Annotated in this window: 10 protein-coding genes; all 10 read right to left on the bottom strand. The window is 47.9% G+C overall.

The features are described 5' to 3' along the window. Window positions 1–61 precede the first annotated feature (61 nt). Window positions 62–3,121, bottom strand: a complete 3,060-nt coding sequence (edeA, locus tag ACKKE8_RS17015; protein ID WP_409179146.1) for a cyclic peptide edeine export ABC transporter EdeA — start codon at window positions 3,119–3,121, stop codon at window positions 62–64. A 165-nt stretch (window positions 3,122–3,286) separates the two neighbouring features. Continuing rightward, entirely contained in the window at window positions 3,287–4,048 is a 762-nt protein-coding gene (locus ACKKE8_RS17020) for a ParB N-terminal domain-containing protein (RefSeq protein ID WP_409179147.1), read from the bottom strand. A 24-nt stretch (window positions 4,049–4,072) separates the two neighbouring features. Further along, window positions 4,073–5,041, bottom strand: a complete 969-nt coding sequence (sbnB, locus tag ACKKE8_RS17025; protein WP_409174122.1) for a 2,3-diaminopropionate biosynthesis protein SbnB — start codon at window positions 5,039–5,041, stop codon at window positions 4,073–4,075. 46 nt (window positions 5,042–5,087) lie between these two features. Beyond that, window positions 5,088–6,056, bottom strand: coding sequence for a 2,3-diaminopropionate biosynthesis protein SbnA (gene sbnA, locus ACKKE8_RS17030; RefSeq protein WP_409174123.1), 969 nt, complete (start codon window positions 6,054–6,056; stop codon window positions 5,088–5,090). A gap of 66 nt (window positions 6,057–6,122) precedes the next feature. Further along, window positions 6,123–6,359: a phosphopantetheine-binding protein gene (locus ACKKE8_RS17035; protein ID WP_007727253.1), complete on the bottom strand. Its 237-nt coding sequence runs from the start codon at window positions 6,357–6,359 to the stop codon at window positions 6,123–6,125. 25 nt (window positions 6,360–6,384) lie between these two features. Further along, window positions 6,385–7,428, bottom strand: a complete 1,044-nt coding sequence (locus tag ACKKE8_RS17040; RefSeq protein ID WP_409174124.1) for a BtrH N-terminal domain-containing protein — start codon at window positions 7,426–7,428, stop codon at window positions 6,385–6,387. A gap of 43 nt (window positions 7,429–7,471) precedes the next feature. Then, complete coding sequence (gene edeG, locus ACKKE8_RS17045; RefSeq protein WP_409174125.1) at window positions 7,472–10,837, bottom strand: edeine polyketide synthase EdeG; 3,366 nt, start codon at window positions 10,835–10,837, stop codon at window positions 7,472–7,474. 41 nt (window positions 10,838–10,878) lie between these two features. Then, entirely contained in the window at window positions 10,879–12,147 is a 1,269-nt protein-coding gene (fabD, locus tag ACKKE8_RS17050; protein WP_409174126.1) for an ACP S-malonyltransferase, read from the bottom strand. A 16-nt stretch (window positions 12,148–12,163) separates the two neighbouring features. Continuing rightward, a complete protein-coding gene (gene edeI, locus ACKKE8_RS17055) occupies window positions 12,164–20,818 on the bottom strand; it encodes an edeine biosynthesis hybrid PKS-NRPS EdeI (protein WP_409174127.1) in 8,655 nt (2,884 codons plus the stop codon). Between the two features lies 1 nt (window position 20,819). Next, a complete protein-coding gene (gene edeJ, locus ACKKE8_RS17060) occupies window positions 20,820–23,510 on the bottom strand; it encodes an edeine non-ribosomal peptide synthetase EdeJ (protein ID WP_409174128.1) in 2,691 nt (896 codons plus the stop codon). Window positions 23,511–23,534 lie beyond the last annotated feature (24 nt).

The raw sequence follows: 23,534 nt of genomic DNA on the forward strand, positions 1-23,534 counted from the left end.
TATCATGCAAGAAAAGACCGCCGGGCACCATCCCGTTCGGTCTTCTCTGCTTGCTTTTCCATCAGGCGTGTGCAAGTGTTTGCTGCGAAATAATTCGCCCGCTCTCCATTTTCACTACTTGATCAGCAAGATGGAAGTAGCGATCGTCGTGTGTGATCGCGATGACACATTTGCCCTGTCTCTTCATTTCTGGCAGCAAGGATTCGTAAAAAAATTGACGATACTCTGGATCTTGGTCTGCTGCCCACTCATCAAAGAGGAAAATGGGGCGATCTCTTACCAGACTGAGCATTAAGGCAAGACGTTTACGCTGACCCGTAGACAGCTTCGTCGTGCTAAACGTACCCGTTTGATCCACTTCCACTTTGTCAGCGATGCGAAGCACCTCTAAATATTTATTCACTTCTTCTTGCTTCGCTTGGTAATCGATTCCGTACATCTTCTCAAACAAGTAGAAATCACTGAAGATCGCGGAGAAGAATTCGCAGCGTTGATCAGCGTTCACTTTTTGACCGTTCATGAAAAACTCGCCCTCATCCTGCTCATACAAGCCGGTAATCAGCTTGGCAAATGTTGACTTCCCGCTGCCGTTCCCACCAACAATGAAGACGATTTCTCCTTTTTGGCAGGAGAAGTCCAGCGGCCCTACGGAAAACTCTTCGCCCTCCTTGTTTTTGTATCGGAAACGCACCTGTTCAGTTGAAAACGACTCAAAGTCTTGCGAGTTGCGCTCTGCCAAGCTTTCTTCTTCTCTTCTTGTTTCCACTGATAACGAATCAAGCAACGCATTCAATCGCTGCCAGCTGATCTTGATCCGAATCAGCTCCGGTACCGCATTCAAAATACCGTGAACGGGCCCTGTCATATACAGAAAGACAAACACATAACTAATCAGCATCTCTTTTTGAAGCGAGGGGAAGAGAATCGGGAATAAAAAGGCAACCGTGCCGATTACCACGACGAAAAGTAATTCCCCTATCAAATACACGTTCACAAATTTAAATTGACCCGCTGATTTCTTATGTCGATAGTCAGAGCAGCTTCTTTCCATGTCTTCTTCGAATTCTTTTCGTTGCGCCTGCGTCAAATACAGCTCCTTGAAACCCCCGATCATATCGGTAATATAGGAGAAAAACACATTTTGGATGTCTCTGGTTTCCTCCCATACTTTGTTTGCAAAGCGACCTGCCAGCGTATACAAGCCTACAGCCACAAAAATGACAGCCAGACAAAACAAAAATCCGTATAGATCAAGCGAGCCCAGATAAATGAAGCAAAACACGAGTGTAACCGCACTCGTCAGTGCCACAACGACACTATTGGCAAATGTACTGATCGTTTCCGTATCGTTATTTAGCCCCGCATATATTTGACCGTTATCAAGTGTCTCGTACTTTTGATAAGGGCTCCGAAAAATTTTGCGGATCAGTTCCATTCTTTTTTCGTATACGATTTCATTTGTGATCACAATCAGTCGGCTACGCATCATTTTCTCCCCGACGATATACAACAAGATACCCATGAGAAAATACAGGAAGATGGATGCATGAAACTTGTTTGTAGAAGTCAGCGCCAGATTGATCATAAAAATAATAAGCGCATTCCCAAATCCACTGATAAGCCCTTGTATGACAATAGAAGTCATGGATGTTTCTTGCGATTTCGGGAACAAGCGGGTGAGTGTGATGTAGACATTAAACAGAGCGAGTCCTGCCACCAATGCGTACATGGCGTAAAAAATGGTGATCGGAAGCCAGACCTCGATGAACTGCCAGGGTAGCCCCATAAAAAAAACATCCGGTAAATAGTACAAAGCGGCTGTCAATACACTTCCCATGACAACAAAAGCAACGAAAGATGTTAAACAGATGCGCCCCGCATTCGAAGCGAGTTTTCGTTCACCTCGAAAGACTTGCACCATAATCTGCACGATTGCCCCACTAAGTACCAACACAAGAATACCAAGGATTACAAGACTAATAGTCGCCAAACGATCTGCCTGCAGATTGGTGTCAGACACGACTACTGGCACTTCTTTTCCTTGTAGGAGATTGACGGCCCCTTCCGCGATAACGTATGCATTCAACGAATTTGTATTGGTCAAAACCACGGCTCCCAGCTTTTCCTCTGGGCGAAACACCATGTACGACGAGAATCCAGGGTTGTTGCCGCCGTGCGAAATTTGCCCTCCACCATCCTGATAAATCATCCAGCCTGACGCATACGAGGAACCATCCGCGGCTGGAGGTACCGATCGGTCAGGAAGATGTGAGGCACGCACCAACTCCGTACGCACCCCAGAAGACTCCACCCCTAGCTGAATCTTCAGCCACTGTTCCATATCGTTCAGATTGGATACGACATAACCAGCTGGCGTGTTTCCACGATAATCAGGCGCATCATACACTTTTTGAGAAAACAAGCTGATTTTGTGCCCTTTTGCCATATCCCACTCGGGTGCCTGTGCCTTCAAAAAGGTATGGGTTAGTCCCAATTTGGCAATGACTTGTTGCTGCACATACTGCTCATAGGACTGACCGGTAACTTTCTCGACCACATAGCCCAGGATATCGTAGTTAATGGTGGCGTATTCATACTCGGTTCCCGGCTTACGAACCAGTTCAGTATGATTGATCGCTCGAACTGTTTCTTCGATTGCATTCTCGCTAGAAGAGATAGGTATGGAACCAATGCTCTCAAACGGAATCCCACTGGTATGGTACAGCAAATGCTTGATCAGGACCGTTTCCGGTTGTCCTTTATATGTAACGGTAAACCACGGTATAAAGCTCTGAACAGGATCATCCAGAGAAAGACGTTTTTGCTCGACCAGCTGGTGCATGGCTAGCGCCGTAAAAGCTTTGGAGTTCGATCCGATTTCAAACAATGTGTCAGCAGTTATCCGTTCCTGCTTCTGGACATCGGAAAATCCAAACGATTGCTTGTAAATCGTTTTCCCCTCTTTGACAACCACAACGGCTGCACCCGGGATTTTTTCGGACTCCATGGTTTTATTCACCAGCTGTTCGATTGCCGTTGCGATTTCCGTATCTGGTCGAACGCTCGTTTCGGCGTACACGGGCATACTGCCGGAAAGTACGAGAACCAGACAGATCAGCAAGAACGCTAGTTTTCGTCTCGACTCATCTATGATCTTTTGCAGAATGATCCACTCCTTTTTAGGCGCTGCGTCTGTGGGAAAGACCCCAACCGCAAGTAAACGAGTACGTGATGTAATTGGGATTGGATAGAAACCGTGGCGAATCACACTCGCCACGGTTTCTTATTACGCATCGCACATATACACGGGTTTCGAGTAGAGGCGCAAGGTTTCTCTCCATTTTTTAACCAATCGCTCCCACTGTTCTAGCTCGATTTGCTCCTGCTTCAATAAATTAATTGGAATACACAAGTTTAATAGACGCCCTTCTATTTCAAAACGGGTAACACCCGCAGGCAAGACATGCCCTTCCGATACGATACGCTCCAATTCCGCCAGACTGATTGGCGGGAACCGTATCAAGGCGGCTCCTGTTTCCGGCCATTCGAGCATCCCTGTGGGCAGACGATGCACCTGGTGGCTATAGTTATAACTGTCCACTAATTGACGCCATAGCCTCATTCGCCACTCTTCATCCTGCCGATTCTCATTTGGATACAGATAGAAGCGTTCCTTGTTCCCTATCTTCATTTCTGCCACAGGCGTTTCTCCTAAACGCTCTGTTTCCCACCGAAACACAGAATCCTGCTCCACTGATTGCAACCATGCAGCGACTGGCACAATATGATCCCACATATCCAAGTGAAAATCCTCATGCTCCACTACCTGTACGGGGATATGTTTGCACCCAAGCGCTTGAAGAGCAAAGGTCCGATGTGCACCATCAATGATCAAATACTGGCCGTTTTGCATGAGAATCGCCAGCGGGGGATGGCGCAAAATCCCTTCCTCCTCAATGATCTGTCTGGTCTTGTGTAGTCGCTTGTTTTCATGTGACTCGTGCAAACAAATACGAGATGACTCTACCAGTTTTAGATTTGCCAGCACATCGTACAAAATGGTAACCTCCAGTTAATCTTGCAAGTGAGTTCCGATCCCCTGCGAGAGAGCTTGTTTGTAATAGTAGGCAGCAATGGCGATATCAAAAATCGCCATCCCCATCGGATTAAACATGATGGGCTCATCTTGTGGAAACTCTTTCATCTGGTCAAGGCAGACGATATCTGTGATGGATTTGGTATCTTCTTTTTGCAATCCTCTCTCCAGATGCATGATCTCGATGTCTGTGTTCTCACGGCAAACTTCGATCCAGTCGTCAACGATAATGGAGCGGGTATAATCGAGAATTTTTGGTGTAAAATCGCGTAACGATACATTTAACAACAAGGAATGACGTTTTGGTTGCTTGTCAATAAAACCATGCGGTGATACCGTGCACGTAATGAACACATCTGCCTCGCAGTATGCTTCTTCCCACGTTTGTGCGATAACCGTTTTCTCTTTTATCTCAGCCGGAATATGCTCCTGCTGGATACCCGCAATGTCATAAAGAACCACCTTGTCGATCTTCTCTCCTAACAAGGCCGTTACCATTTGCAGATGAAGTCTGCCAATCGGGCCAAATCCGATAATTCCGACCGTTACATTTTGCAGGGGACGTACTTGTTCGTAATGCTTGAGGAGAAGACCGGAAACAGAAGCAGTTCGAATGCCGCTGACCAGAGCCGTATTAATCGTTGCCACAGGCTTACCCGTTCTGGCTTCGTTCAGGATGGTAATCGAATGCGCGCGTTGGATACCCTCTTGGAGGTTTTTCGGGAAACTGGCAATCCACTTGATTCCCGCCATGTAAGTATCTCCGCCTACAAATGCTGGCATGGCAATAATGCGGTTTGACATGTCATGATACCGCAAGTAAGGTTTAATCGGCTGTGCATAATCTTCCTTTTGTAAGGAATGCACAGCATGTTCAATCACATCAATGGTTTCCTTCCAATTCTTGCCGACCTTTTCAATATCACTCGTGTTTAGATATAACATCGTACATCCCACCCTGCTTATCGTAGTAGATTTGATTGGACACTGCTTAATTGCCAACGAAAGAATGCTTTTGCTGGTGCAACCACTGAACCCATTCCTGGTTGTATACGGTATTGACATACGGCATACCACCGTCTGGACATAAAAAGACAACATTTGGCTTGACTGCGTGCTTTTGATCTTTGAAATAGTTTTTAATCGCCCAGTAGGAAGTCCCAGAAGATCCTCCAGCAAAAATGCCATGCTCAGTGTATAGCTGGTAGCAAGCCTCGACTGTGTCCTCCTCCGAAACATGAACGACCTCATCAATAATCGCGCCCTTGAGTATGTCAGGCCGCATGCTCGATCCAATTCCCGGGATGTATCGTTTTTGTGGCTCTTGTCCAAAGATAACGGATCCTTCTGTATCGACAGCAACGATTTTTATGTCAGGAAAACGTTCCTTCAAACGCTGCGAGATTCCAGTAATCGTGCCGCCAGAGCTAACGCCGATAAAAGCATAGTCCAAAGACTCGAAGCTGTCTGCGATCTCTGCTCCCAATCCGAAGTAATGGGCTCGAGCGCTATCCGGATTTCCATACTGGTTGGTCCAAAACGAGTTATTCGTCTCATTCAGCAGGCGATTGACCGTTTGGATGCGCGTCAGGAGAAATCCTCCTGTCTCGTCACGGTCCGTTACTTTTACGACCTCATGGGAAAATGCCCTGAGCAAGTTCTCATAGACAGGATTGATGTTTGGATCAATGACTGGAATAAATTTAATTCCGAGTCGCTTGCACAAAGTCGCCAAAGCGATAGCAAAATTTCCCGAAGAAGATTCGATTACAGTAGTTTCCTGGGTGATCTCTCCTCTTTTGATCGCCTCCTGTAATATGTAAAAGGCGGGCCTCACTTTTACACTTCCCATGAGGTTGTTGTATTCCAGCTTGCAAAACAGATTGATGTGCTCATGCTCAAGTTTGTTTAAAGGCGTATTGCCAATCATATGACTTATGGCCATCATTTTCGTTAGCATGTTGAGCCCTCACTCCCGATTTTTCCCGTCTTCGTACGATCGACCGTATACATCTTGGCCCTTTGATCAGGCAGATTTTGCATCCATTTTTTGCTGGATGTAACCTGCCAACGTTTTCATATCTTGAAAGTTTTCCAAATGGAGCATGTCATCATCGAATTCAATGCCAAACTCTTTTTCAACTTTTACGACCGACTTGATAAAGGTCAATGAATCAATGTACTCCGTAAGTTCTCCGCTTTCGTTCACGTACTCAGAAAACAACCGGAGGAGCGTCTCGTATACTTCGTTTTCCCTTTCCATAGGAGTCCCTCCAAGTGGTAGATGCTTACACAACAACGCCAACCCGTTCCAGTACTTCTCTTGTTTTGACGACTGCTTCAAATTCCTGCGTTTGTATACTTCTGATTTTTTGCAGAACGCGATGAACCATGTCACTGCGATTACTGTCAAAAGCTTTAAGAATCATATTGGTCGTAATTTTCCATTGATGACCGATACTGCGATACTGCTCGGCAAGTTCACCAAAGTTTTGGTACTTCTCACTGATCACTTGCAGGACATTGGCATACATCGCTCGTGTTTGTGCCATGCTGATCAAGCTGTGGTTAAGAATATCGAGATGATCGTCTGTAATCTCCACTCCACTAGCGAGAAAAGCCTCTACGTCATTGAGAAAAGGATCAAGGGATTTCAGTCCTACCTCAACACTGACATCGTCGGGTACATCCAACTCGCGCTTGATTTGACTTATATCGCAACGACCCTCTAGTACGCTGAGATTGCTCCTGACTGCTTCCAGCAACTGATCGGGCGTCGGATGCAGGGAATCTGAAAGCACCAATTCAAATGAACGATTGTGGAGTGGATACCATTCACCTGTACCTGCATCCCGATAGGAAGAGTTACTAGCCTGTAAGAATTGCTCGATGGGCAACAGACCTTTGTAGCGGTAGTAATCATCGACGATCAGAAGATGGTTGTCTTCTCTTCCTGTGACAATGATGCTATGCATTTCAGGCAGGTCCTGATAATAAGGGTTGTACGGGAGTTCTGCCATATTGCAGAGGACGATTGTCGGTATATCCCGTTCTAAACGTGCTTGAATATTTGCCAAAAACAGGTCGTCTTCCGGTTCAGCCCGTCCTTCAACGCGGATATTGTGAATCCACGTAAGCTCTGCGACTGTTCTCATGTATTGACCGTTTACATCTCCATAAGGGGAATCCAGCGTTTTCAGATAGATGGCACCGCACTGCTTCCAAGCTGTTTCCAAGGCGGAAAAGTTCAGGTATTTCAGAACCGTGTAGATAGATGCGCCGATGCAATCCAGGTTCGGATGCTTGCTCGGTTGAATCTCGGTGAGTGACATGAGCACTCTCCTTCCTGTCTATCGTAATGGTAAACACATGCGACTATCGGATATCCGAATCACGTTCTCGCAAGGCAAATACTTGTTGCAGAAATTGACGAGTGAGAGACCTCAACTTATCGACAGCAGCTTCCATATCGGATCGCTTCAACATTTTTTCTTTGTATAAGCTAAGGGCATAGCGATTCACCACGTTATTGGATGTCTGCAAAATCTCTTCCGCCAGTTCGCGTACAGACTGATCTGCCTGTGGAATGTACCAGTCCAATAATGTTTCTACCCACAGTTCTTTTCCGCCTAATTGAACGTAGAGCTCGTTTAAATTCGCTTCATGAAAATAGGTGTCTGGCTGCTCCGTAAGTGACAGCAACAGCGTAAGCTCACGACCAACTTGCTGATTACTCTCGACTGCTTTTAGTAAACGCAGCAACTCCTGTTCCGCGCTGGCACGTAAGATTGCTTCGTCATCTGTAACGCGATCGAGCACCATGATGAGCCGGGAATGCGGCTCTACATTTGCATAAATCTCCTCAAGCGTTTGGTACGTTGTGGAAAATTTATCGTACTGGATTCGTTGAGCTTGCCCTCGAGTCAAATGATTGTGATTGATGATCGTATAAACCTTCTTGTCATGGTCATAGCCAGTGATGACGGTGAGATGATCGGTATGTTCCTTCTGGTATTGCGGTGTGTAAAAGGTGTAGTACTCGTCAAACGCAACCATTACTGGCTTGCCTTGATCCAACTGGTGAATGATCGACTCATGCAATTCATCCAGACGAGCGACAGGCACGAGTTTGACCCGATAGCCAAATTTGTAAAGCATCTCCTCATCCGACAAATATCCCATAACCTCAGGATGCTCCCGATACGAATAGGGGTACCCCTCAGTATCAAGCTGATAGCCGCGCTTCAACCCGAGAAAAAGCTTAAAATACGGAATCAGATGGGCATCCTGCTCCTCCATTAATAAAGCGAGACCGCGATCATAACAATTCCATTGACGCCAGGATAAATGACTGATATCGGCATACGAGCTGCGTTTGATTTGCGTACCATGCAATGATTTAGTGTTTCGTTGTTGAACAGTTTGGACTACCGTAGCAGCTGCCTCTGCTTTTGCAACCTGTTCTTCTTTATGCCCAGCCGTATCAAGATAGGCAGCAAAATCAGAAATCGTCAAATGGGTAAGCAGGTCTTGTACTTCTACTTCTCGGTTCATCCGCTTTGAGATTTCGCTGATCATTCTAATCGCGATGATCGAGTCCCCGCCCAGCTCGTAAAAATTGTCATGGACATCTACTTCTTCAAGCCCCAAAACATATCCCCAAATGTGAGCCAGCTCTTGCTCTAAAACGGTGTAGGTATCCTGTTTTCTCCCACGTACCACCACGCTTGGCAGCTTCGCTTCTCCAGACTTTTGCGGTGCAACATTGTCTTTTTCTCTCCCGGCATCCTTGTCAAGAGAATGAAGAGAAGAGATGTCCAGCCAACAACGCTTTCGCTCAAACGGATAAACAGGGAGGTGCACGCGGCGCGGCTTTTTAAACGTATACATGGCACTCCAGCGTACATCTGCCCCGCTCACATACAATTCACCGAGCTCTTTCAGATCAGATAACTCTTTGCTTTGCGCCAATAAAAGCTTTTGCAAAAGTGCATTAGCCGCCTTATTCATCACTTGTTGTTCTGCCTCAGTCAGTATCCCAGGCTCTCTATCCGTTTTTTCCTGCGAGATAACCTTGTGCCAGCCAAAGAAAATATCTGGTTCAGAAAGTGATGTCCAGTCACTCGCGCACAGCTTGGAGATTTTTGCAGCAAAATCGTCCATGTCTCTGCAAATCAGCAGCAAACGATAGCCGTAGTGACTACGGCCCGTATTTGCCGTAAAGCTGAGACTTTCCAATGTCGGCAGTTCCTCCACAGGCTTTCTTGTCCACTTCTGAAAGCGGAGCAACAGGTTGAGCAAGCTCTCCTTGCTTTTAGCGGATAAAGCGATAGCCTGAAACCCTTCGTCTTGCTTTGGAGGCTGAATGAATGGTGCTTCCTCTACCACGAGATGTACATTCGTTCCACTCATCCCAAACGAACTGATTCCAGCCCGTCGCACACTTTGCTCCGGTTCCCACTCTGTCAAAGTGTCATGGATGTAAATGGGAGATTGCTCAAAAGGAATCATCCGATTCGCGCGCTGAAAGTGCAAATGCGGAGGTATCTGCTTTTGTTTAAGAGACAGAATCACCTTGAAAAGACCAGCCATACCCGCTACGTGGTCGGTGTGACCGATGTTCGTTTTTACGGAGCCGATCCCGCAAAATTGGCGCCGGTTTGTGTACGGGCGAAATGCTCTCTCCAGTCCGTCCATCTCCATCGGATCGCCCAGCTTGGTGCCTATGCTGTGCACCTCAATATAGGAAAGCGTTTCGGGGTCAATCTGCGCGTCTTTCCATGCCTGCTGAATTACTTCGGCTTGTGCCAATGAATTTGGCGCCGTAAGCCCGAAAGAATGGCCATCTTGATTGGCGGCACTTCCTTTGATTACGGCATAAATCGAATCCCCGTCTGCAAGAGCCTTTGTCAACGGTTTCAGCAAAACGGCGCCAACGCCTTCACCCACACCCGTACCATCTGAATCATTGTCAAAAGGGCGAGTACGTCCAGATTGCGATAAAATTCCCAAATCATTGCTTCCATCTTGTAAAGACAGCAAGATGAGCTTGACACCGCCAGCCAGCGCCATCTCACATTCTCCTCGACGAATCGCTTGGCATGCCAGATGAACAGCCATCAGCGATGAAGAGCAGGACGTATCCACAAGCATGCTCGGACCTTTGAGATCCAACAGGTAGGAGATGCGAGAAGCGATCACCGATTTCATATTGCCAATGATTGAGGTGGACAGCGCATCTGGTTCCAGCTCTCGAATCATTCGTCTATACTCTTCACCAAAATCACTGCTAAACCCCAGATATACACCCGTACGACTGCCCGCGAGCATCGTTCCACCATACCCAGCGTCCTCAATTGCCTCCCAGCATGTTAGCAAAAATAAGCGCTGGTTCGGGTCCATCTGGCTGGCTTCCTTCGGAGAAAGACCGAAGAATTGCGGATCGAATTTATCAATTTCATTCAGGTAGGCAGCTTCTCGAAATTGAATTTGTTCCATCGTCAAACCTTTGGCGAGTAACAATGGAATTAAGTCGTTCTGGCGCTCTTTGGGAAGCTCTCGCACACAATCTTGACCAGCTTGCAACAGACGCCAAAAGTCTGCCGGGTTTTCTGCGCTTCCGAATCGGCAAGCAGCACCAATCACCGCAATATCGTGTCGATTGGGTTTGCTGTCTGTTGAATGAGCATCCGTCTGCTGTTTATTCAGTTTGACTCGGTTAAGTCCTAATGGCTTGCTCACTGCATTCTTCCTCCTTAGGTCCTTTGCTCACCTGATTCGGCTTAGCTTGCTTGCCATTCGTTGCCGATCTCAGGAAATCGCTGTTGCAAGTCCGGTTTGCTGGTCAGCTGTTCAAAGCGCATGGCTTGTTCCGCGTCAGGAGCCTTTTTTGTTTGCAAGATCAAACGAAGCAGTGAAAAAGCTTCCCGTACATCCCCAAAGCCCCCCTCTTTTTCTCCTTGTTCCAGCTGTTGCCTCAGTTGTTGAAGAGCTTGATAGGGAGCGATCACTCCTTTTTGGTACGCTTCTTCATCGAGACCGCGGTTTTTGGTGCAAACGGCAATCGCAATGCAAGAATCGACCAGTTGGGCAATCGCTGCTTGATTACGCGCTTTGGCATCATGGAGCTCTTGCTGATAACGATTGATCTCCCCCTGCTTGTCAAAGGCAAAGGCGCGAAGGGGATATCCTTTGGCCAAATTTGTCAGTACATTTTTTGGGCCGAGCTCAATTACGGTATTCGCTCCCTGTTTTACCAAGTAATCCATCGTGGATTGCCAGCGAACAGGGCTGGTTGTCTGGGCTGTGAGCAAATCGACAATTTGATCAGCATGGACATAAGGTTGTGCAGTCACATTGGAAATCACAGGCCATTTGGGATCGCAGTACGTGTATCGCTTCAGTTCTTCATGTAATTGTTCGGCTGCTTGCACCATGAGTGGCGAATGGAAAGGCGCACTCACCTTGAGGCTGACTACGGAAGTCGAGCCATGCTGCTTGCATGCTTCTTCTACTTGCCGCACCGCATGTGCATGTCCGGAGATGACGATTTGATCAGCGGAGTTATGGTTGGCGACCACGACGACCGCATCGTCACGAGAATGTTCTCGACAAATCTCCTCGACTAGTTGAGCATTCAACCCGAAGATTGCTGACATGGCTCCGACACCCTGCGGCGTGGCCGCCTGCATGAACTGACCTCGGCGATAGACAAGGCGGACCGCATCTGCAAACTGGATGGCACCGGCACAAGTCAGGGCCGTAAACTCGCCCAGACTGTGACCAGCCACCCACTTCGGTTCGATGTCCATTTCTTGTGAATAAACGCGAAAGGCTGCGACACTTGCCGTCAGGATTGCTGGCTGTGCGTGCTCTGTTTTGGTCAATTCTTGTACATCCCCTGCAAAACAAAGGGTTTGCAGGTTAAATCCAAGCGCATCACTTGCTTCTTCAAAGGTGCGAGCGGCAATGGGATGGGCCTCACATAATGCTTGGCCCATTCCAACATATTGCGAACCTTGTCCCGGGAATAAGAGTGCGATTTTGTCCATTTTTGATCACCCTTCTCTACGTCATGTATTCATTCACTAGCATCCTGAGCAATTGCTGGTAATCCTGAGTCATCTCCGTGACCTTTTCTGCCCGGAGGCAATCAGGGTCGAATGCACACACGATGTCAATCACGTCTTTTCCTTCCTTGATCCAGAAGGTAAGCTCATGTTCATGGTGTGTGAACGATGCATCTGTAAACTCATTGACACTGCCGAAGAATGGAATAATGGTTCCTTCGTTGCGATCCGTCCGCAATTTTTTTAGCCACAACGAGGCTTCCCCCGTCATTTTCTCGATGAACTGTCGTTTCTGCTGCACCTGCTTGAATAGATCGAAGAAGGTGTTGACCTCTGACATGTTCATCCGGAATGGATAGGCATTCATCTGCAGCTCCTTGGCGACAGCCACTTCCATATAAAGATCCTGCTGCCCTGTCAATTCGGCCATGAGGTATAGATACATCGAAAGCAGAACGTCTCTAACCTCAACAGCCTCCATTTGACTTACCTGCTGCACATTTTCAAACAGATCATCCGTAAGTGAGAATTGGACCCAGTTTGTGTCCGCATTCGCTTCTCCACTAGCCCAATACGTTGACGGCAACTCTATCAGCGAGACACGATCCAGCTCCTTCAACCAATAGGTGGTTGTATCGGTTTCCTCTTGTTCATCTGCTCCATCTAAAGCGGTGTTCTTCAAAAAATAGGTTAGGCTGTACAACGTAGGATGGGCGAACAAATCGGCAATTCGAACCCGTCCAGGATAAAGCTGTTCAAGCTTGGCATGAACTTGCACCAGTAAAAGCGAATTACCGCCGATGTGGAAGAAGTTATCCTGCATTCCGACCGTTTCAATCTTAAGCACTTCCCGCCAAACGCCAGCCACCTGTTCTTCCAGTCTGGTAGCCGGGGCTTGATATTCGGTGTGCTTGTCTTGGAGTGCATCAGGCTCTGGCAATGATTTGCGATCCAGTTTTCCGTTTGGTGTCAGCGGCCACATACTCATATGCGTATAGAAATGTGGAATCATGTAATCAGGTAAACTTTTGCTTAGCATCGCACGCAATTCATCATTGTCCAACGATTGCTTTGCCATATAGTAGGCAGCCAGGTAAGGATTGCTGGTGCTATTTCGCACACTGACCACCGCTTCCGTAATATCCGGATGCTGACAAAGGGCACTTTCAATCTCACCCAATTCGATCCGATAACCTCGTACTTTGCATTGAAAGTCGGATCGTCCCACGTATTCAATACGTCCATCCGGCAGCCATCTCGCGAGATCACCTGTTTTGTACATGCGTTGACCAGATTTAAACGGATTAGGGATATAGCGCTCAGCCGTCAGTGTTGGCTGACCGAAGTAGCCTCTCGTTACCCCATCCCCTGCAATGTAAAGATCGCCAGTGATCTTCATCGGCTGCACTTGCAGATGCTCATCGAGGATGTAGACTTGTGTATTGGGCAAAGGTGCGCCAATCGTTACTTCCCCTGCGTCGGTCAAGTCCTGCACCGTAGACCAAATCGTTGTTTCCGTCGGACCATACAGATTGTAAAGTCTCGCCTTGGTCTGTGTGCGAAGCCGTTGGAACAAAGACGCTGACAGGGCTTCTCCTCCAAGCAGGATCGCTTTCAGGTTGTCAAGTGCGTGCAAGTTGCTCTTCTCTTCCAGCATGAGCTGTAGACGGGATGGAGTCAGTTGAAGGAAATTGATTTCTTCCTGCAAAATCAACTCCTTTAGCACCTGTGGATCGGCTTGCTGTTGTTCGGCTGCAATGACCACTGTCATCCCTTTCGTCAGCGGCACAATCGTTTCAAGCAGAAAAATATCAAACGAAATCGTCGTCACAGCCAGCATTTTGTCTGTGCTGGCAAAATGGATGTGTTCCCCGATCCCTGAGCAGAAGCTCATCAAATTGCCATGCTCAACCATAACGCCTTTAGGCTTGCCTGTAGAACCCGATGTGTAAATGACATAGGCGAGATCGCCAGGTGCAGCCTGTGGCGGAAGATTTGAGTCATCTTCCGTCTCAACCCGAGAATTGTTTACGTCCACTCGGACAACACTTCCCCACTGCTTTTCTGCCAAAGAATCGTGGGTTAAGACGAGACGAGTCATGCTATTTTCCAAAACGTAGGAGATACGTTCTTCTGGATATTGCGGATCAATCGGAACAAACGCAGCCCCTGCTTTCAAGATCGCCAAGAGTCCAACCATCATTTCCACAGAGCGATTCGTCAAAAGGCCCACGCAAGTATCAGCAGTGACGCCGTGTTGCTTGATCAAACGAGCTACTTGGTTTGCTCGCTTATTTAATTCCGTATAGGTGACTTTCTCATCTCCGCATGTGACAGCTAACGCGTTCGGCTGTGTTGCCGCTACTTCTTCAAAGAGCTGGACGACTGTTTTTTCACGAGAGTATTCCAAACTCGTATCATTCCATTGCTCTATCAGAAGCAAGCGTTCTTCTGCTGCCAGCATGGACATCTTGCCGATCCGCTGTTCAGGATCTTCCACCATCTGCTCCAGAATTTTTTGGAAGTGTGTGGACATCGATGTGATCGTCTCTTTGCTGAACAGCTTGTTGCTGTATTCGATATCGACAATCAGGCGCTGTTCTCGCTCAATGATGTCAAAGGTCAGATCAAACTGAGCAGAGCGCTGTTCAAATGGATAAGGAGAGAGCGTCAGTCCATTTGCACTCATGCTTCCCTTCGCATCGCCGGTATTTTGCAAAATGAACATCACATCAAACAGTGGGTTGCGCGCCGTATCTTTTGGCAACGTCAGACGATCCACCAGCATTTCGAACGGGTAGTCGGCATGCGAGAGCGCTGCCAGTGCCCGTTCTTTTACTTCCTGAAGGAAATCTGTTACGGTTCGATCGCTTCGTGGGAAGTTTCTCATCGCCAGTGTGTTCAGAAAGACACCAACGATGTTTTCCAGGTCTGCATGATGACGGCCAGCCACTGGAGATCCAATGATAATGTCTTCTTCGCCAGCGTATTTCGACAGCATAATGGTGAGCGCTCCCAGTAGCGTCATGTACAAGGTTGAACCGTTGTTTTTGGCCAGTGCCAGTATCTTCTCTGTCATCTCTTGAGGAATCTCAAAGGTCAGGACATCTCCCTCAAAGCTCTGGACGGACGGTCGAGGGTGGTCCGTAGGCAGATTAAGCACAGGAAGTTCTCCATCCAGCTCTTTTAGCCAGAATTTCTCCTGAGCGGCCAATACTCCATTGCCCAGCTGCTCTGATTGCCACACGCTGTAGTCTTTATATTGAATCCGCAGCTCAGGCAACTCGAGTCCCTGATACAATTGGAAGAACTCGCGGATCAAAATGTTGATGGATACACCATCGGAAATAATGTGATGCATGTCGAACAGCAACAAGTGTTTGTTGACATCGATACGAATGAGCATACCGCGAACTAGTGGCGCTTTTGACAAGTCAAATGGTCGGATGAATTGTTCGACCGTTCTCTTGGCCTCGTTCGCGTCGACTTCACTATACGCCAACGTAAAATCTATGCTCGGTTGAACGGATTGCATCAAAGCTCCATCCACGATGGAAAATGAGGTGCGCAACGACTCATGACGCTGAACCAACGAGACAAATGCACGTTCGAAAGCCTCTCTGTCCAGCTCTCCCTCAAGCATCATGACTGTTGGGATGTTGTAGGCAACTGCCCCTTCCTGCATTTGTTCCAGCACATAAATTCTCTGCTGAGACGAGGTGGCGGGATAAGCTTCCCGATACTCTGCTACAGGAATCGCTGACACAGCTGTTTCTTCATTCGGCGCCATCAACACAGCCAATTGACGGATCGTCGGTGTCTGAAACAGGTCGGTAATTGTCATCTCTTTTTGCAACTGCTTGGTGACACGGGAAACGATACCGATTGCCAAAAGAGAATCGCCACCCAGCCTGAAAAAGTCGTCGTCGATGCTCAATTCGGTGTAACCCAACACATCGGACCAAATCTGACCTAAGGCTTGCTCCAACAACGTGTAGTGATCGCCTTCCTCCCTGCCAGACAAAACAACACGGTTTTGCATGGTCACTGCGGGTGGTGTTTCGCGTTCTTTATGTGTTTCCACGCTTGCAAAGATCGTGTCTCCCAGCTTTACTTTCAGAGACGGTGCCCATTCCTTCAGCACTTGCAAATCAAATTGTCCAATGATCAAATGTTCGGTTTGGCAAGGCAAAGACGCATCAAAGGCCTGTAGCACTCCATCCATCGGCATGTATCCGATAAAGCCAGGACCCGTAATACCTTCAAACGCATACCAGTTCAATGCAATCGTCGGTTTACCCGTTCGGTTGCGAGCTGCGCTGTAGGCATCCAGGAAGCAGTTGGCCGAGACATAGTCACATCCAGTCGCTCCGCCCCAAATCGAAGCAAGTGATGAGAATATTACAAAGAAATCCAGATGCTCTGGTTCAGCAATCTGATCGAGGTTGAGTGTGCCCGCCAGCTTCGCTTTTAAGCCATTTTGAAAATCGGAAAACGTCTTCTTCTGGATGGTCTCGAAGGTGATATGCGCCGCGGATTGGATAATGCCGTTGATAGGCCCGTAACGAGCACGGACTTGCTCAGAAATATCCTCCATCTGCTGACGGTCGGACACATCGGCTGCATAGCAGACTACCTGCGCTCCCATTTCCTCCAGCTCAAGCAGATTTCTCAGTTTTCGTGCCTCAGCAGTACTGCAGTCTGGATGCTGTAAACGCTCTTGCCACTCGTGGTTAGGTGGAAGTGGAGAACGATTAATCAGCACGAGCGTCACATTTTTTTGTGCGGCCAAATGCTTACTAAATGCCAGTCCCAGTTTTCCTGTCCCTCCGGCGATCAAGTAAACGCCATTTTCACGTATCTCTACGGGTCGTTTCGGAATTTTATCGATATCGCAGCGATTCATCTCTGGTACGATGCGATTTCCTCTATAGGCCACCAATGTGTCATCCCGATTGCAGCGAATTTCCGCTAGAAGCTGACTAGCCAACTGCGATGTTGAACGCCCCTCTGTTGCGAGATCCAGGCTAAAACACTGCAGTTTTGGATTTTCCTGCGAGATAACCTTGGCAAGACCGAACAAGGGAGCTTTTTCTGGAAAAACAGGTCCGTTGTCATCTACTGCTTGTGCGTAGTTCGAAACGATCCGTAAATCTAGCACCTGTTTCAGATCCAGCTCAAGCAACGCTTGTGTTAAATGAAACAGACTGTAAACTCCCAGATGTTGCGCTGACTCAAGAGCTTCAAGCTCTCCGAGACCATTTGGCTGCTGGGAGCCCGAGGTCAAGCTCCATAAGTGGATAATCCCAGTCAGCTTTTCCTTTTTGTCCCCGAGTCCCTCGAACACACGCCGCAGATCTGCCGGCTGGCTGGGATCTAGGATAAACTCGTGGGAAGAAACAGAGGCAAAAGCCTCACCACTGCGAAGTTTGAACACTTCATGTCCTTCCGATGACATCGCGTCAGCAAGAGTTTCTCCCACACCGCCTTCATCTTGAAACACCAGCCAGATCCCTGGACGCTGAGACTGATGATTGGTTGTTAGCTCTTTCGTTTGCCAATTGATCTGGTAGAGCCACTCCCGATACTCTTGTGGCGTATACGCTGAGTGTCCGACCAATAACGCTGAATCAGACAGATCACCCAGCGCTGTTGACGACGGATAAATGGCAACAGATTGATAGTTCGTATCCCGAAGCGCCTTTTCCCAGCGTGAGGCATCCATCAATCTAGCTTGGTGTCGCAGATCGGTATCTTCGTACTGCCACCAGTCTGTGGCAAGCCCCCCGATCACATTTGCCGTTGAACGATTTTTCACGAGCTCGATCGCAAACAGCACGCCCTGCTCCGCAAGTAACTGATGCAGCATCGATAAGGATGCCCGAACATCCCTGGCCCTGTGAATAGCGTTATTTGCAATAATCACATCGTATGCGTGTAGATCGAATCCTTGTTCAGCTGGGGCCTGCTCTAGGTTGAACATGCGGAACTCCACAAATGGATACAGGTCTTTGCACTCTTTTTCTGTCTCATCGAGAGTCCCTTGGACACAATCCGTAAACAGATAAGTGACAGCTTGATTTTTAATCTTCGGCAGCAAGAGGTGGGTAAGACTGCTTGAACCGCCACCGAGCTCCAGAATGTGTACAGGACGGCTAAACGAATGGATGTATTGGGCAATGGTTTCCACTGCCATAAGTCCTGAAGGATTTCCAAGAGTAATGCGATCCGCATACGATTTGAAAAAGTCAGAAGTACCGTTCGATACAAGTACGGTCTGCCCTGTCATGATGGTTGAGTAATGGGCAAAACACGCCTTTAATTGGGTGAAAGTCTCTCGCTCATTCGGATAGCGATCCAGACAATCCTGATAAAACGATTCCGCATCAAGACCCTCTGCTTGAGCAGCAAGTCGATATGTTCCTGCAACTTGTTCAACAAGGGTCGCTTGAACGACGAGTCCAAGCATGAGTTGGAAGAGCTGTTCATTTCTTCCATCAAACCTTACAGCTTCACGCAATTCTTCCTGGGTATACGTTTGACCCTGCTTGTGGAAAACGCCCAGTTGCTTGAAGCATTCAAGCGATGACAATCCGGAATAAAAAGTCTCATCCTCTTCCAAACCGGTTTGCTTTTGGACATTCACCTGATTCAGTAAAGTTTCCCCAAAAGTAAAGAAGGTGGAAGCAATTTTATGAACATCAGCTGTTTCGTTCTCATGTGCCGCCTCAGTTGCTACAGCAACGGGCCGCTCAACCGTTTCGTTTGCAGGTTGATCCGATTGCACCCAGTGACGGGTTTTTGCAAAAGAATAGGTTGGCAAAGGTACCTTTTTCCATTTGACTGGACGGTAGTATTCAAGCCAATTGATAGAAACCCCTCGCACGTACTGTTTGGCCAATTCTACTGGGTTAGAGCTGTCTATTTGCATGCTGATCGGCAATGAACCTTCCCCACGGGAATTCAGTACCCCGTAGAACACCTGGTTCCCATCAACAAGCGGAGCACCGTCCTCCGTCCGTTCTCCCGCGCACAGGAGATGGATCTTCTGCAAAAAATCCTCTTTGCTGTTGATAAGGAAGGCTAGGCGATACCGATAGTGTCCGCGCCCAATATTGGCTGTAGCGCACATATCAAGAAGGGAATGCTCAGAAGGCGCTGATAAAAATGCTTGGTATTTCTCGAGCAAATCCCATAGCGATCCACTTGTCTTGGCGGATAACGTAATGAGGTAATCGCCAGATTCTGAAACTGCTGCCGCCTCGCGTTTAGGAGGCTCTTCCAATATGACGTGGGCGTTTGTCCCGCTTAGGCCAAATGCGCTTACGCCGGCTCTCCTCACAGGTTGGTCCGCCTCTACATCCCAAGCCTTTAGCACATCATTTATATAAACAGGCGAGTCGATAAAAGGAATTAAGGTATTCGGCCGTTTCACATGCAGCGTCGGCGGAATCTGACGATGCTTCATCATCAAAGCCGTCTTAATGATCCCGGCTACACCGGATGCCGCTATCGTGTGTCCGATATTGCTTTTGACCGAGCCTATTGCGCAAAATTGCTTACGTTTTGAAACTTTCTGAAAGGCATGCATGATCCCCTCAATCTCGACAGGGTCGCCTAATCTTGTCCCGGTCCCATGTGCCTCAATATAGGAGATGCTCTCCGGATTGATTTGCGCCCGCTCCCATGTTGTTCGCAACAAAGCGGACTGGGAAATCGCATTGGGCGCCGTAATACTGGTAGAACGGCCATCACAATTGACCGCTGTGCTTTTGATCACGGCATGGATATAGTCGTTGTCCTTGACTGCCTGATCGTATGACTTCAAAAGAACAGCGCCAAGACCTTCTCCCCATACTGTTCCATCAGCAAAGTCATCAAATGCTTTGGTTTTGCGTTCTACAGAAACAATGCCAAAGTCAGTATCTTGTTGAATTGGAAACAGGGAAAGGTTCACTCCACCTACGAGAGCCATTCGACAATCGTTATTTCCAATGGCCTGACATGCTTGGTGCAGAGCGACCAAGGAGGAAGAGCAAGATGTATTAATCAGTTGGCTCGGACCTGACAGATTCAGCAAATAGGAAATTCGTGAAGCGATAATTGCTGCAACGTTGCCAGCCAACGAGGACGAGTCAACGTTTTTCAGCACACGCTGGTATTGTGATTCATTGTCACAATATCCCAGAAACACGCCTGTTGGAGAACCGCTGATCATCTTCTCGCTATACCCGGCATGCTCAAATGTTTCCCATGCCAACTCGAGAAACATCCGCTGATAAGGATCCATGGTTCGAGCCTCTGCAGGTGATATCTCGAAAAACGCATGATCAAATAAATCCACGTGATCGAGATAACCCATCCGCTCATACGTAAAATCTGTGTCGTTAAAAAATTCTCTCGCTACCCTCTCGACATCTGGACGCCTTGCAGCAGGGATATCACCGATTGAATCGTGCCCCTGTTCCAAATTATTCCAGTATTCTTCGAGGCTGCTGGCTCCGGGAAAACGACAAGCCATACCGATGATCGCGATATCTTGGCGAGTGTTTACGTTGGCAGAGGACAGTTCTTTCAGCAAAGGAAGTGCTTCCTTCTCTTGCAGTCGATGAGCAGCCACTTGCTCCAAGATGTATTTTTTTAGCAAACTCATCCTATTTCCCCTTCCTTTTGTCGATCAGTTCGGCACCCTTGTCTACGGAGAGAACTCCCTCCTTGACCTCCCTCAGCAATTCCAAAAGGGATTCATCATCATCGCTTTGATCTTCCATAGATGCAAACTGATCCTGTTTTCTTTGTTCGAGAAAATCCACAAACATGGCAATCGTATAGTAGGAAAACAAATGTGCGACGCTAATCTCGCTATCCACTTGTTTTACAATTTGCGCATGCATTTTGAGCAACAGCAGGGAATTCCCTCCCAGCTGGAAAAAGCTGTCGTGTACCCCCACTTTTTCGATCCCCAGGATTTCTTTCCAGATGGTAACCAGCTGTTCTTCCTTCTCATTTCGTGGAGCTACGTATTCAGCATCGGACACCTGTTGTTCATCCACTTCAGGCAGTAGCTTGCGATTGATCTTGCCCCCTGCTGTCAAAGGCATTTTTTCAATGCTGACAAAAAAGGAAGGGATCATGTGATCGGGAAGCTGTTCGCTGAGATAACCACGCAAGTCACTTGCGGTCAATTCCTGAGCATTCGATACGTAGTAAGCGCACAATCGAGCCTTCTCTTCTTGAAATAGCACGGCACACTCTTTCACTAGCGGATGGGACAATAGCACCTCATCAATCTCGCCCAGCTCAATCCGGTGCCCGCGTACTTTTACTTGATGATCGATGCGACCGCAGAACTTGATATTGCCATTCGGCAGATAACGTCCAAGGTCGCCTGTCCGATAAAGCTTTTGATAACCAATTTCCGGATAAGGGTTGTCAACAAAGCTGGCTGCTGTTTTCTCAGGATCGTGCAAGTAACCGTGCCCCAAGCACAAGCCAGTTATATAAATCTCCCCTTGATGTCCAGCCGGAACAAGTTTGCGATTCGAATCCAACAGTAGGATCTTTGTATTGGCTATCGGCTTTCCGATCGGTATCGGGCCCTCATGGGTATGGTCGATTTCAAAGTAGATGACACCAATAGACGTCTCCGTCGGACCGTACAGATTCGTGATGCGAACGTGGGAAAACCGCTGAAGAAAAAGATGCACGGTGTGAGCCGTAATTTCCTCTCCCCCCAAGATCAGGTGGCGAATCGAAGAAAGTGAGTCGTGTATGTCCATCCGTGTTTCCATTTGATCCACCAGCAGGTTGAAGACCGATGGCACAAAGTCCGTAATCGTAATCTGATAGGTTGAAATGGCGTGCAATACTTGATCGAGCGTCATCTCGAATTCAGGAATCGGCAATACCGTACGCCCACCATGCAAGAGCGGCCAGAAAAGTTGCCAGACCGAACTGTCGTAGTGATGGGGAGTCGTCTGGAAAATGGCGTCCTGTTCCGTACAACCGTAATGCTCATCCATCCAGCGAAACCGATTGAAAATACCGATATGAGGAACGACAGCTCCTTTTGGTTTGCCGGTGGAACCAGATGTATAGATCACATAGATCGTGTCGTCCACATCTACCTGGACATTCAAGTCCCCTTCTTCCCGGATTTCATCCGCATCGACGATTACAGCACGTGTCAATTGTACGAATGATGATTCCTGGCGTATTTCTGGTCCGATCAGCGTCACCGGACAATTCAACTCATCCAGTAGCTGCTTTTTCCGTTCGTTCGGACTTTGCACGTCTAGCGGGACAAATGCCGCACCAGTTTTCATCACAGCTAGCAAGGAAATGATCAAATTCAGGCTACGATTCATCAAGACCGGAACATAGCTTCCTCTTCCAATGCCGCTGTCCTTCAACATGCGTGCAAGGCTATTGGCTTTGCCATTAAGTTGAGCGTAGGTAAGGGTTTTGTTGCCAAACACAGCGGCTGTTAGATGAGGAGTACGCGCTGCCTGTTCCTCAATCAGTTGATGGATCGGCTTTGGAGCAGAATGTTGAACATCCGTTTGATTGCGGGTGTACAACAGATCAGTCCGCTCCGCCTCTGTCAACATATCGATTGTGTGAACCAACCGTTTGGGATCGACAACCACTTCACGAAGAATTTGTTGATAATGGCTGATCATCCGTTCGATGACAGCCTCTTGGAACTGCTCGCCCGCATACCGTACGCGGCCTGTCATTCCATCTTCTGTTTGCTTCAATGCAAACACCACTTGCAAAGACAGGCCTTCTAAAGCAGCAATATCTTGCATGTTTTCTAAAACGAAGGCTGTATCCAGCAGTGTCTTCAGATCGGTGTCGGATAGATCAAGCCATTGCATCATTTGCGAAAACGGATAGTTCTGATGCTCAATTGCCTCTTTGACCAGCTGCTTACCCTCTTTCGCCACTTCTGCAAAAGTAGCTTCTTGATGCATCCGTACGCGCAGCGGCAGCACCCGATTCCAAGCATTAGGGGGAAGCGGATTCTGAAAGACGGGCGTGAGAATGATCATGTCATCTGTCTGCTTATACCGATTCAGCATGATTTGAAACGTCGACAGAAGAAACAGGTAGAGCTTCATCGGATGATGATCGCAATGGGCCGCAATGGCAGCATTCAAATCATCCGGAAAGACAAAAGATATTTCTTTTGTCTCCTCCACCCCATCGCCTTCCTTATCCGTTCCTTCAGTTGGAAGGAGGGAAAGCGTCCACTCCCCCTGTAACTTCTCGTGCCAGTACTGTTCCTCCCGGCTAAATTTTCGACTGGTTAGCAGAATGTTTTGCGAAATAGTAGTCTCCATATGCCCTCCCCCTCTTACTCACCG

This window comes from Brevibacillus fortis (assembly GCF_046196545.1).
In the GTDB taxonomy this organism is placed as follows: Bacteria; Bacillota; Bacilli; order Brevibacillales; family Brevibacillaceae; genus Brevibacillus; species Brevibacillus fortis_A.